The sequence below is a fragment of the Bacillus cereus group sp. N14 genome, from assembly GCF_016483555.1.
GTDB lineage: Bacteria > Bacillota > Bacilli > Bacillales > Bacillaceae_G > Bacillus_A > Bacillus_A wiedmannii.
The window spans coordinates 79,907-93,369 of sequence record NZ_JAEHBQ010000006.1 but is presented as its reverse complement, the minus strand read 5'-3'; the positions used below and the strand labels follow the sequence as shown (position 1 = coordinate 93,369).

Sequence of the window (13,463 nt, the reverse complement as noted above, 5' to 3'; positions counted from 1 at the left end):
CTCTCATTCGTATTTAAAAATAGGATGGATGACTAAGCCACTTTTTTAACTCCACGCTGCCCTGAACAGATAATAACCGGTACAAATATCGATAGGGAGGTCTACATTCTGCAAGATGAGGAAGGGGCATAATGGTTTCGTAACCTTGTTTAAAAGCATGCGCCTCTTTTTCTGTAAACACATATTCTAAGCCGATAAAATCAAACTCCCGGGGAGCAACGGCATAGGCTTCTGTATCTACTAATCCCGTAATAGTTGTACCATCTGATAAAAACTGAGTAGGGTCCATATCAATTAAAACGAGCGTTGATTCCTTTGGTGCTGGTAAGGAAGAAAGTTGTGATTCAAAAGTAGGAAATGCATTTTGTATGCTTTCATTATCGGAATAAAACATATTCACAAGCTCTTTACTCACATTTAAAATGTGTGATTGGAATTCATCTAGTGTAATTTGGAAGGAACCTGACACATTTCCTATGTAATCGGCTTTAAATGTATGTATTTCTGCAAGCCCTTTTCCTAGACTGAATAAAATAGAATCTGGTTGCCCGATAAAAGATTGAACTGTGTTACCTACTAACTTTTCGGCTACAACGAATTCACGGCCATTTAAAATATGTTTTTCTAATATTGCTGGGATAGGAAGATTAGTATGTTCTTGCAGCAATGTATGTACAGCTTTTAAATGATGTACGTTCCTTGGATTAATTCCAAATAGGTTTTTACATCCCCACCAAAAATCATTATTTGGCTCTTCATTCATTTTAGAAGAACGAACGATGACTTCTGCATCTTCTGTTCGGACGAGAAACACATCGCTTGCATGGTCTTCATAACCTGGGTGTAAAGCTTGAATAGATAAAATAGGTGAAGTGAATAGTTGTTGTAGCATGAAGTTGCTCATTTTTTCTGTAAATTCTATAAATTCATTATATAACAGAATATGTTCCAAATGGATAAAGATAAGGACAACATAGAACTTAAATAAATTTATAGTGAGAAATCAGTGTGGAAATTATATTTTTCTAGTTTTGTATGAATTATCAAAATAATGTTTCTGATGATAAATCTGTAAAAATGCCTGAATGTAAATCCCGTATTTTTCAATAAATGAAAGGTTAAGCATACTTTTATAAGAGTTATAATGTAGGTTATGAAAAATATTTCTCAATAATAAAATGAAGTGAAAAATATGAAGAAGTAGAATAGATTCCTTTATAATAGTTTTAAATTAATTAATATAATTAACTATTAATATTGTTAGATAGGAGAGAATATGATGGCAAATGTACTCGTAATAAATTTTCCTGGAGAAGGTCATATAAATCCGACTTTAGCTATTGTAAGTGAGTTAATTCGGCGAGGGGAGACAGTTGTTTCGTATTGTATTGAAGATTATAGAAAGAAGATTGAAGCAACAGGTGCAGAATTCCGAGTGTTTGAGAATTTCCTCTCTCAAATTAATATTATGGAACGAGTAAATGAAGGTGGGAGTCCTTTGACGATGCTATCTCATATGATTGAGGCATCAGAGCGTATTGTGACTCAAATTGTAGAAGAAACAAAAGGGGAAAAGTACGATTACTTGATATACGATAATCATTTTCCCGTAGGACGTATTATAGCCAATGTTTTAAAATTACCTAGCGTTTCTTCTTGTACAACATTTGCTTTTAATCAGTACATTACTTTTAACGATGAACAAGAATCAAGACAAGTAGATGAAACGAATCCATTATATCAATCTTGTTTAGCGGGAATGGAAAAATGGAATAGGCAGTATGGAATGAAATGTAATAGTATGTATGACATTATGAATCATCCTGGTGATATTACTATTGTATATACTTCAAAAGAATACCAGCCGCGTTCAGATGTATTCGATGAATCGTATAAGTTTGTCGGCCCATCTATTGCTACTCGAAAAGAAGTAGACAGCTTTTCTATGGAAGATTTAAAAGATGAAAAATTGATTTTCATTTCTATGGGAACAGTTTTTAATGAACAACCTGAACTATATGAAAAATGTTTTGAAGCGTTTAAAGATGTAGAAGCGACAGTCGTATTAGTTGTTGGTAAGAAAATAAATATAAATCAATTTGAAAACATTCCGAATAATTTTAAGTTGTATAATTATGTGCCGCAATTAGAAGTATTACAGTATGCTGATGTATTCGTGACACATGGTGGTATGAATAGTTCGAGTGAAGCGTTATATTATGGTGTCCCGTTAGTTGTAATTCCGGTAACAGGAGATCAGCCTTTAGTTGCGAAACGAGTGACCGAAGTAGGGGCTGGAATAAGGCTTAATCGTAAAGAATTAACTTCTGAATTGTTACGTGAGACTGTAGAAAAAGTTATAGATGATGTGACGTTTAAGGAAAATAGTCGTAAAGTTGGAGAGTCACTTCGAAATGCTGGTGGGTATAATAGGGCAGTTGATGAAATATTTAAAATGAAGATGAATTCATACTTAAAACTTAAATAAATGTTTGGAGCACACTTACTGTAATATGTAAGTGTGTTTCTATAAATAAATTACATAAAAAATCACTGTAAAGGTGAAACTTTTGTGTATATAAACTCATATCTTTGAATTAGTAGTAAAATTACGTTAAAATAATACTAAGAAAATATATAAGTTTTGGGGGTAATGAATGAAGAAAGTATTTGAATACGTATTATTAACAATTGGCTCAATTATTGTAGCGGGTTCATTAGAACTTATTTTAGCACCTAATGGATTAGTAGATGGCGGAGTAACGGCCATTGCTATTATGGCGAATAAAGTTGCAGGATTGCCGCTTTATGGAGTGTTCTTAGGAATTAATATCCCGATTTTATTATTTACTGCAAAAGTAATGGGCAAGAAGTTCTTCATCCGTACATCCTATGCAAATGTTGTTACAACACTCGGATTGATTTATTTAAAACCATTTCCAGCAATTACAACTTCTGAATTGTTAATTGTTCTTTATGGAGGAGTTCTATTTGGTGTGGGTGTAGGGATTGTAGTAAAAATGGGCGGAGCAATTGATGGATCAGAAATGTTAGCTGTGTGGATGAATAAACATTTTAAAGTGCCGATTAGTACATTTTTACTTGCTGTAAATGCGGTTATTTTCATTTTTGTTGCCATTTTATTTTCAATTGAACAAGCGATGTTCTCATTAGCAATTTTCTATATTGTTACGAAGATGATTGATTTCATATTAGATGGTATTAATCAAGGAAAGAGCGTTATGATTATTTCTGGTAAAAATAAAGAAATAGGCGATCTACTTATGAAAGAATTGCAATTATCCGTTACGTATCTACATGGAGAAGGTGGTTTTTTAGGAGAACATAAGAGAATCATTTATTGTATTACAAACCGTTTCATTTATCCGAAAATGAAAGATCTCGTTCTCTCTGTAGATCCAACTGCTATCATTGAAGCTTCCTATTCAACAGAAACAACTGGTGTCAAACGTCCGGGAAGGACTGCGAGATCAGAAAAATAGTGAATGAAAATAGCTCCACGTAAGTATAACTTGCGTAGAGCTATTTTTATTTAGCGAACCAGGCCTTTTTCAGTAATTGGACAACGGTTTCGATACGATCCTCTGGAATACTGCCAAAACCGAGCAATACATACGACTCATCCATTACATTATGAACAGAATCGTATGTGGAGAGAGGGTATAACTTAATACGTTCTTTTGCGGCTGCATGAATAAGTTCTTGTTCATTCATCCCGTTATGAACGTGAAGTACAATATGAAGTCCGGATTGTTCACCGAGTATATGAACGTTATTTCCCATCTCGTTTGTAATAGATTTAATTAAAGAAATATGTTTTCTTTTATATAACGTCCGACTTCGGTTAATATGACGTTCCCAATCACCATTTTGAATAAACGTGGCAAAGGTAAGTTGCTGCAACGTAGAAACAGTTTGTTTAAACATACCACCAAGCTCTTCATAGGCTCTTAACAGATGAGGTGGTAAAACAATATATCCCATTCGTAAAGAAGGTAAAAAAGATTTCGAGAAAGTTCCCATATAAATAACACGTTCATTTGCATCTAGTCCTTGTAAAGAAGGAATAGGTTTTCCTATATAACGGAATTCCCCGTCGTAATCATCTTCAATAATATAGCCCTTACAATCATTCGCCCATTGTAATAACTCGAGTCTTCTAGATAATGGCATAATGATTCCAAGTGGAAATTGGTGAGATGGAGTGACATACGCTACATTGCAACCCGATTCACGTAAAGCGGAAATATGAATTCCTTTATCATCTAAAGGGATGGGGTGAACGGTAAGACCAGAACTTTGAATCATAGCAGGAATACGGTGAAATCCAGGGTTTTCGATTCCGAATTCCTTTTTTGAACCAAGCAGCTGAAGTAGTAGCCAAAGAAGAGGCTGCGTACCTGCTCCGATAATAATTTGATCAGGTGAAGAATGTACCCCGCGAGCATGATATAAATACTTTGAAATATGTTCTCGTAGAATGAGCTCACCTTGTGGATCTTCCTTAGCAAATAATTCATTTTCATACTGAAATAAAGTTTCGTGGATTGCTCTTTTCCAGTTTGTTATCGGAAAAGCTTTTTGATCAATAAGTCCTTGACTACAATCATAATCATATTGTTCGTTTTCTTTATTGTTAGCACTGTTTGACGCAATTTGCTGTTTCTTTTGAATGACATCAATATTAACTTCTGCAACAAAAATCCCACGTTTCGGTTTGCTTTCTACATACCCTTCAGCTAGTAATTGTTGATAAGCAGATTCCACTGTAATACGGCTCACATTAAGTTGCATAGCTAAATTTCTGTGAGAAGGAAGGCGTGTACCGGCACGTAGTGATCCATGAGAGATTTCACGTTTCATATATTCATAAATTTGTAAGTAAAGGGGTGTTTTACTTTGTAATACTAATGGGATAGTCAGATCCATTCGTAGACGCTCCTTTTCATACTGGCCTTATAAAAAAGAATAAAACTGTCACTTAAGCTAAGGACAGTGGCTTTCTATAATGATGATATAACATTTAGAAAATTTTATAAATAGTAAGGGGAGAATCATAATGAATATTAAAGCAGTAGTAACAGAAGAGGATTTACATGATGTATTTCCTGTATTACAACAGTTAAGAACAAAACTTTCAAAAGAAGAAGTAAGTTCTTTATTTCAAAAAATGAAAGAAGAAAATTATAAACTGTTTTCGCTACGTAATGAAGGGGATGAAGTTGTGAGTCTAGCTGGTGTAGCGATTTGTACGAATTTTTATAATAAGAAGCACGTTTTCGTATATGACCTTGTAACAGCAGAAGCACATCGTTCAAAAGGGTATGGGAATGTATTACTATCATATATAGAGAACTGGGGAAAAGAAAACGAATGTGAGTCCATCGCTCTTACATCAGCATTTCCTAGATTAGACGCTCACCGCTTTTATGAAAGAGAAGGTTATGATAAGGTAAGTTTTTCTTTTTATAAAGAATTATAAAGAAGGATAGGTTCTATATGACATAATATATAGAACCTATTTTTTATTACCTTTTTAAATGAGTAGATTGCTTGCTGTCTTTCATAAGTAAGCAAATCGTACTCGGTAAAATGGCAAGCGTCATTCCTAAAATAATTGCGATTATAGCATAACCTCTATACGGAACAGGAACGATCAATGGAAGCCCGGATAGGAAAATACCTGCTATTACCATTGAAATACTACAAATATTTGAAGCTCTTTTTTCAAGGTGTTTATCATTCCATTCCAATGAAACCGTTGATTTACTCGTATCAATTTTGGAACTGAAATAGCCTATTACTATAAACAAAAGCCCTAATGCTAAAAATATTAAATGATCAAGAGGAAGAGTGAAGCCAAGAGCGATGAGAGCAATGACAATATCGACAAAAAATAAAAATAGTAAAATTGTGTTGCCAATCCAAAGGAGAAATTTCTGGTTACTCGCTGCTTTAGATAAAGCTAAAAATAAAAAGAATAAGAAGGTACATATAATTATATTTACGATAACAAAGGTGCTTTTATCCATTGTTGATGTAGGCGTTCCATTGAAGTCCCATTTCGTAACAATACGTAATGGTAAGAAGAAATAGAGAATAATATTTGTCGTAATAATAGTGAGAAATAAAGCAATACTAAATCGATTATTCATTGAATCACCAGCTTTCTACATGAATAATTGGTATCTTATAACAAAATTATACAATACAATAAACGATATTTGTTTTGATTTTTCTGAAAAAACATTATAATTATATATGAAATAAAGAGGATTGTAGGAGGAAATTATGAAAAGCGTAATATTAAAAGGGGATAAAGTTACAATTCGTACAATTGAAGAATCAGATATAAAAACATTATGGGATCTCGTATTTAAAGAAGAAAATCCAGAATGGAAAAAATGGGATGCGCCATATTTCCCGTTCTCAATGCAAGAATACCCGTCTTATAAAGAGAAGATGGAAACTCGTTTAAAAGAAGAACCACTATCAAATTTAATTATAGAAAATAACGGTCAAATTATAGGGACGGTCGGGTTTTATTGGGAGTATAAGCCGACGCGTTGGTTAGAGATGGGGCTTGTAATTTATAATCCAAATTACTGGAATGGTGGCTACGGTACAGATGCGTTAACGTTATATCGAGATTTACTATTTGAAAAGATGGAGATTGGTAGAGTAGGAATCACGACTTGGTCTGGTAATGGACGCATGATGAAAGTAGCGGAGAAAATAGGAATGAGTTTAGAAGGTAGAATGCGCAAATGCCGATACTATAACGGAACGTACTATGATTCTATTCGAATGGGAATGATTCGTGAAGAATGGGAAGCGTTATATGTAATGAAGGGGTGAGGAAGTATGTACGTTATTATTGCTACATTTGATCGTGTGTTTACTAATAAAATTATAGAATTGCAAAATGAAATAACAAATATCATTGGCACAAATCAATTAGCAGGAGTAGAACCTCATATTACATTAGCTGATTACAATGAGGTAGATGTTAACTTATATACTAAGAAACTAGAGGAGTTTGTAGCTGTTCAAGAAAATATGGCTGCAATAAATTTTCCTTCTGTTGGAACTTTTCCTACTAATGGAACGATCTTTTTAGCACCGACCATTACAGATGAATTGTTAAAACTTCATCATTATTATCATGATAATTTTAAAACTTTTCATGATAATTTAAATTCATATTATGTGCCAGGAAAATGGGTTCCGCATTGTACGATTGCAAATAAGTTACATGCAAATCAGTTTTTAATTGCAATGGAATATATTTATGAAAAATTTGATTATGCAACAGCTTCAATTGAGAAATTAAAATTAATTAAGGTGAATTATGAAAATGGTTCTGCCATTTCTTCTAGTATATTAGCAGAATATAATTTTAAGAGAATGGAGACAACGAGATGACATATGTAATTAGAGAAATGAAGCAAGAAGATATCCATGCGGTACAATCAGTAGCGAAAGTTGCTTGGCATGATACATACGAAAGCATTATTCCGAGAGAGATTCAAGACAGATTTTTAGACGAGGCCTATTCTGATGAAAAAATGAAATATCGTCTTGAAAATACACATTTATTTGTTGCGGAAGAAGAGGGAGAAGTAATTGGCTTTGCGAATTTTTCACCTGTTAGATTGCAAAACGAAGCAGAATTAGGAGCGATTTATTTGTTACCAGATCAGCAAGGGAAAGGGGTAGGAAGTGCTTTATTACAAAAAGGGTTAACGGAATTAAAAGGAATTCGAAAACTATACATTCATGTAGAAGCAGCGAATGAAAAAGGAAAACGTTTTTATGAAGCGAAAGGTTTTGCACAATTAGAGGAATTTGAAGAAGATTTTGAAGGACATATGATGCAGACAGTAAGGATGGTTTTATACGTATAGGGAGGATTAGTAATGAAAATTTTTGATTTTAGTGAAAAAGTGGGAAAGAAAATCTCAGCATTTCAATCTAATTTCATAATGTCAAAAATATTAAACTATAAAGGAAATGTACATATCGGTGCTATGCATTTACGAGAGAATGGAATAATTGGATATCATGAAGCAGTTGTATCACAGCTGCTTCTTATTGTGGACGGAGAAGGATATGTATGCGGAGCAGATAAAGAAAAAGTGAAGGTGGAAGCGGGACAAGCTGTGTTTTGGGAGAAGGACGAATCTCATGAAACGAGTACGGAAAAGGGATTGATGGCAATTGTAATTGAGTCGGAGGAACTTGAACGAGCGATAGTAATGCCTATTAAAGAGGAGAGTTGTGAAAAATGATAGAAAAGGCAAATCGGGAAGAAACGGACGAAATAATACAATATGCAGCTCAATCGCTTTTTGAAGGGACAAGAGGGAATTGTCACTTAAGTACAGAGAAAGCGATTGAAATTACAAGGCCGATTGTAGAAAGGGGAGCATATTATTTAGTCGTTAAAGAAGAAAACAATGTAATGGGATGGATATTAATAGGGGAAAATACGGACTATTTTTCTCATGAAAAACTAGGGTTTATATACGAATTGTATGTTTTTCCAGAGTACCGCGGAAAAGGGTTGTCAAGAAAGTTAATGTGGGCTGGTATTAAGGAATTACAAAAGAATTATTCAGAAATTCGTTTGAATGTATTTGCTGGGAATTTTGCGAAAGAGATGTATGAAGAGTTTGGTTTTGTTGAAAGACAGGTAATTATGACTTTGAAGTGAGAAAAATAAAAAGAGAAAGAGAATATGTTGCGTATTTGCAAATGGTGTATCCGGCATTACAAATAGAATCAACTTACATAAATGAGATAGGACAAAATAATGATTTAGTGAACACTTTATTGCTGAAATTAAAAATGGATAAGTTCTTAAAGATACATAAAATAAAAGATTTTCTTTAAATTTATAGAGTATGCTTAAAAACAAATAAATTAGTATTATATAATATAATGTTATTATAGTAAAAGATAAAATTTGGAAAAATATCATTTTTTTGTTTAGAAATTTTTAAATTATTGATATAATCAATTTGTAGAATTGATTATTGGTTAATTTTACTATTTTTAAATTTTAAGGGGGATTTATTCATGGCAGGACAAATTCGCATGTCACCAGAGGAGCTTAAATCGAAAGCGACTCGATATGGACAAGGTGCAAATCAAATTGAGGACATTTTACGTCAACTACAAAACTTACAAAATGAATTAAGAGGAGAATGGGAAGGTCGTGCTTTCGAAGGTTTTGATCAACAGTTCAATCAATTAAAGCCAAAAGTACAAAACTTCGCAGAGTTATTACAAGAAATTAATATGCAGCTTAATAAAACTGCAGAAGCTGTTGCAAGACATGACGAAGATCTTTCTCGTAATTTCGGTCTACAATAAGACAGATAAAAAGAACTATATAATTTAGCCATGCAACCATACGTTGTATGGCTAAATTACTTTAAAATTAGAGTAAGATACGAAGTCTTTAACTTAATAGACTCGCAGTCGCAGGAGTGATAAGTAGTGAAAAAGTTCAAGTGGAGCATCTTGTTGTTTATTATTTTAGCTCTTGTGTTATCAACAGGGGTCTCCTATTTAGCGTTAAATCAAAATGTTAAGAAAGCAAATGAGAATGCTACGCAAAAAATGACAGTTGCATTGGTAAATGAAGATCAAGGTACTGTATTTGAAGGTAATAAAATAGCGTTTGGAGATCAATTTGTTAAAAATGTAAATAAAAATACGAAACAAGAATGGTACGTAGTAAGTCGTGGTGTAGCAGAAAGTGGTTTGAAAAATAATAATTACAATATGATGATTGTAATACCTAACGATTTTTCTAGAAAGGCTGTTGCAATTGATTCAGAACTTCCAGAGAAATTAACTTTAAATTATAAAGTAAATGCAACTGGGAATAAAGATTTGAAAGCTGAGGCAGAAAATACAGCTTCTGCTATTCTAGAAGATTTTAATAAGCAAATCATCGATGTTTATTTTGCAAGTGTTATCGGTAAGTTGCAAGGTGCACAAGATAATATAGGTAAAATAATTGAAAAAGGGACCAATCAAACGACTATGTATAAAAAAGATGTACATAGCCCGTTGGCAAATTACACAAACCAATTTAAAACGGTACAAGATTACACTGGTATTTCTGTTAATAGTTTTAAAGGATTCCAAGATGTTTTAAAAGGGTTTGGACAAGCTTTAGATGAAGGGAATAAATCTAATAATACGTATTTAGAAGGATTTAATAACTTTCAAAAAATACAAACGGATAATAATCTGTTAGCGAATAATTTTACAAATCAATTTAATCAGTATATGAGTGATATGAATTCAGGCGATGTTTTAAAACAGTTAAGTGCATTAGAATCTGCGAATAAAATTATCGCAAATCAGTTTACGCTTTCAGAGAAAGATCCTAATATTTTAGCTGATGCTTCAACAATTCAAAAGTATTTAACAGATGTAAAAAAACAAGTGTCAGAATATGATACAGAACTTGCAGGAAAGTTAGAAAGTGATATTCAAGAGACGGTAATTAAAAAGTTAAAGCAATCTATGTCGAATGATGGAAAGCAAGAAATCTTTATAAATACATTAATGAAGCAACCAGATGTTCGAATAAAGAAACAAATCGAAAATTTAATTGCGAAATTACCGAGTTTAAACATGGAAGAAATCGGTCAAAGTGATTTGCCAGATACAACGAAATTACAACTGCAAAATGTAATTCAATTTACAAAAAAATATAATAAAGAAAATAATTTTTATTATGATCCTGTAAATAAAATATCTTTAGGAAGCGCTATTAAAGAAGTAAAGGATAAACTTTATACAGAGGGAATTACATTTAGTGATACTGCGAAAGTAATTAAAATGGAATCTTCACAAAATTTGAAGATAAATATTCCAGAAGAATTTAAACTAGATGGAAGTACAGAAGCGTTACATATTGATGGTGTGGATCGTACAAGTGACTTTCTTCAAAGCGAAGCAGGAGAAATTACAATAGCTCCTCGTAATGAAGGGGATATAAAGATTAGCTTGCATGTAAAGTTAAAAGATCCAAACATCAATATAGATGTTTTCTCTCCTGTAACGTGGCAGTGGGAATTGAGCGGGACTCATAAAAAAGAAACTAGTTCTGAAAAAGAAGAACCTAATAAAGAGGATAAAGGAACACAAACGGAAAATAGCAAGGTGGAAAATGTGGTTCATAAATCACAGTATGGCATAATGCCGTTAGTACACAATGCTAAAACGCCTATTATTCAAAAAACAGAACAGAGTAATAATGGTGACAGTGTAAAGCCTGATGCAGGAGGAAAACCTGATACAGGAGGAAAACCAGAAACGGGAGGAAAACCTGAAACAGGAGGAAATCCAGACACCGGAGGAAAACCTGATACAGGAGGAAATCCAGACACGGGAGGAAAACCTGACACAGGAGAGAAGCCAGACACTGGGACAGATAACGGTAGCAATTCAAAAACTATTGAAAGTACAACGAATCAAGTTGTACATCAAAAAACAGAAGTATTAACAAAAAATATATCTAATGTATTAATAAAAGAAGCAGTAGATACAGTTGAAAGTTATCAAGGTTTAATGAGCCTTTACGAAATGTATTATGGGATTGATTTAAGAACGAAAGATGTAGGTCCTAAGCTAGAAGAGGGAAGTTTAGATACAATTGCAACTGAACAATCTTTGTATTACGTATTAAATAAACAAAGCTTAATTGACTTAATTTCAAATCTTGTTTCAGCTAGTATTACGAGTGAAGTAAAGCAAGATATGACAGGTTTAAAACAAAAAATAGACTCTTACCAACAGCTCATTACTAGTGCAGATCAAAATTCAATGCTACTAGCGGAGAAATTAAATGAAACGATGCAGCAAGCAACTAGTATGAATCAAAATTTAGGAGAGTATGTAAAAGGTTTAGCGAAATGGCGTGAGAGTAGCTTAAAGTTAGCTGAAGAACAACAAGTATTAACGACTAATAATGCAGGTGAGCAAACAGCTGTACTATCGTTAGACTCTGGTATTAAATCTTTAACGATGCAAACTCAGTCATTAGTAGAGAGTTCAAAGCATAGTTTAGCGACATCAGATGATGTGTATAAAACATTTGACCAAATTAATGGACAAGCAAAAGAAATTCAAGACAGCGGAACGACAATTGTTTCGAAAGCAGATTCCTTATTAAATGATTTTACGAAGAAAATGGAAGATGATAAAGCATTCTCGAAAAACTTTACGAAGATTTTGGCGAATAGTCGTATTGGAGATCGTCAAAATGAGATGCTATATGAGTTTTTATCTAGTCCAGTTCAGAAACAAAATGATGGGGTAATTGTAGCTGGTAATGCTTTTACACCATACTTAATCGTATTAACTTGTTTCATTGTTGCGTTATTTACAGCATATGCAATTGCGAATCAAGAAAAGAAACGAACGCAATCAGATCATTTTGAAGAGAGATTCTCTTTAATTGATATGAATGTACCAACTACAGTAGTAGCATTTGGAATATCGATTGTGGAAGGAATCAGTATAGGAATCATTTCAGGCCGTCTTTTAAAATTCGGTCAGGATCAAAGTTTACTATGGATTGCATTTATCACAATCATTATGATGGCGTTCGTATTAGTTTCAACATACTTACTACGACAAATAAAAATGGTAGGGATGTTTATCTTATTAGTATTTTTAAGTATGTATCTATTTTTAACTGAAGCAGTTGGAAGTAAAGTAGACCAAATGTCTTCTGTAGGTAAATTGCGTCAATTTTCACCGCTTCAATATATAGAAGGTTTTCTAAATGATTTTATTAGCGGTAAAGATACAGGAAAAGTTATTTTTATCGTATTGTTTGTAATTGCCATTATAGGATTAGTTAGTAATCTATTTGTATGGCACAAGAAATGGGAGGAAAAAGAAGTAAATGATCAAACAATGGAGCATAGTGGTTAAGTTATCATTTATTTGTTTCCTTTTACTGTTTGTCGCGCTACCGATTAGGAGCGCGGCGGACAGTTATCTTGGTGATGATGGAAAGATTCAGTTTAAAGTAGACCGCTTTGAAGATAAAGACCAAGAAAAAAATAAAAAGGAACATAAGGAAACAGAATTAGATAAAGCATCAATTGAGTTATTTAATAAAGATATAGAAGAAGAAATTCAAAAAAAGAAAAAGAAAGAACAAAAAGAGATGGAATCCTTAAGAGATTCTCTTTTTATAAAACAAAAAGAAAATACTCGTGTTAAAGATACGAAAAATAGTTTATTTAGCAGTGAATACGTTGTAAGAAAAAGCGCTGATGAAGTAGCGAGTAATCAAACAATGAATGAAAAGCCAATCAGTACAACAGTAATCATATTGTTAGGCGGCAGTGTTTTACTTATTTGCATCGGTATTTATACGGTTCTTCGGAAAAGTTGGAGGTAAA

The 13,463-nt window shown here is 33.0% G+C and carries 14 protein-coding genes; 11 read left to right on the top strand and 3 right to left on the bottom strand.

Annotated elements, in window-relative coordinates; genetic code table 11:
* Positions 1-13: 13 nt before the first annotated feature.
* The gene (locus tag JDS82_RS11370; RefSeq protein WP_000941380.1) at positions 14-892 is read right to left on the bottom strand and encodes an aminoglycoside phosphotransferase family protein; all 879 of its coding nucleotides are present in this window, start codon (positions 890-892) and stop codon (positions 14-16) included.
* A gap of 387 nt (positions 893-1,279) precedes the next feature.
* On the opposite strand from JDS82_RS11370, the gene JDS82_RS11365 reads away from it, so the two are divergent.
* Positions 1,280-2,488, top strand: coding sequence for a macrolide family glycosyltransferase (locus JDS82_RS11365; RefSeq protein WP_000024481.1), 1,209 nt, complete (start codon positions 1,280-1,282; stop codon positions 2,486-2,488).
* A 169-nt stretch (positions 2,489-2,657) separates the two neighbouring features.
* The gene (locus JDS82_RS11360; RefSeq protein ID WP_000755133.1) at positions 2,658-3,503 is read left to right on the top strand and encodes a YitT family protein; all 846 of its coding nucleotides are present in this window, start codon (positions 2,658-2,660) and stop codon (positions 3,501-3,503) included.
* Between the two features lie 46 nt (positions 3,504-3,549).
* On the opposite strand, the gene pdxR is transcribed toward JDS82_RS11360, so the two are convergent.
* Entirely contained in the window at positions 3,550-4,950 is a 1,401-nt protein-coding gene (gene pdxR / locus JDS82_RS11355) for a MocR-like pyridoxine biosynthesis transcription factor PdxR (protein ID WP_000366308.1), read from the bottom strand.
* A gap of 130 nt (positions 4,951-5,080) precedes the next feature.
* Here pdxR and JDS82_RS11350 point away from each other — a divergent pair, with 130 nt between their 5' ends.
* On the top strand, positions 5,081-5,503 hold the full coding sequence (locus JDS82_RS11350; RefSeq protein WP_199713269.1) for a GNAT family N-acetyltransferase: 423 nt from the start codon (positions 5,081-5,083) through the stop codon (positions 5,501-5,503).
* 46 nt (positions 5,504-5,549) lie between these two features.
* Here the strand turns inward: JDS82_RS11350 and JDS82_RS11345 are convergent, their stop codons facing one another.
* Entirely contained in the window at positions 5,550-6,176 is a 627-nt protein-coding gene (locus JDS82_RS11345; protein WP_199713267.1) for a DUF1648 domain-containing protein, read from the bottom strand.
* A gap of 136 nt (positions 6,177-6,312) precedes the next feature.
* On the opposite strand from JDS82_RS11345, the gene JDS82_RS11340 reads away from it, so the two are divergent.
* The 8 genes from JDS82_RS11340 (at position 6,313) to essA (ending at position 13,462) form a co-directional block, all read left to right on the top strand.
* On the top strand, positions 6,313-6,879 hold the full coding sequence (locus JDS82_RS11340; protein ID WP_199713265.1) for a GNAT family N-acetyltransferase: 567 nt from the start codon (positions 6,313-6,315) through the stop codon (positions 6,877-6,879).
* Positions 6,880-6,885: 6 nt separating this feature from the next.
* Entirely contained in the window at positions 6,886-7,446 is a 561-nt protein-coding gene (locus tag JDS82_RS11335; RefSeq protein WP_080497067.1) for a 2'-5' RNA ligase family protein, read from the top strand.
* On the top strand, positions 7,443-7,928 hold the full coding sequence (locus JDS82_RS11330; RefSeq protein WP_000222830.1) for a GNAT family N-acetyltransferase: 486 nt from the start codon (positions 7,443-7,445) through the stop codon (positions 7,926-7,928). The genes JDS82_RS11335 and JDS82_RS11330 overlap by 4 nt, the downstream gene beginning before the upstream one ends.
* Before the next feature lie 12 nt (positions 7,929-7,940).
* A complete protein-coding gene (locus tag JDS82_RS11325; RefSeq protein ID WP_000688085.1) occupies positions 7,941-8,312 on the top strand; it encodes a cupin domain-containing protein in 372 nt (123 codons plus the stop codon).
* Positions 8,309-8,737, top strand: a complete 429-nt coding sequence (locus JDS82_RS11320) for a GNAT family N-acetyltransferase (RefSeq protein WP_064056306.1) — start codon at positions 8,309-8,311, stop codon at positions 8,735-8,737. The genes JDS82_RS11325 and JDS82_RS11320 overlap by 4 nt, the downstream gene beginning before the upstream one ends.
* 365 nt (positions 8,738-9,102) lie before the next feature.
* Positions 9,103-9,399, top strand: a complete 297-nt coding sequence (locus JDS82_RS11315) for a WXG100 family type VII secretion target (RefSeq protein ID WP_000918598.1) — start codon at positions 9,103-9,105, stop codon at positions 9,397-9,399.
* Between the two features lie 126 nt (positions 9,400-9,525).
* Positions 9,526-12,987 (top strand): type VII secretion protein EsaA, encoded by a 3,462-nt coding sequence (gene esaA / locus JDS82_RS11310; RefSeq protein WP_199713263.1) that lies wholly within the window; start codon positions 9,526-9,528, stop codon positions 12,985-12,987.
* Positions 12,959-13,462 (top strand): type VII secretion protein EssA, encoded by a 504-nt coding sequence (essA, locus tag JDS82_RS11305; protein ID WP_088091360.1) that lies wholly within the window; start codon positions 12,959-12,961, stop codon positions 13,460-13,462. The genes esaA and essA overlap by 29 nt, the downstream gene beginning before the upstream one ends.
* Position 13,463 lies beyond the last annotated feature (1 nt).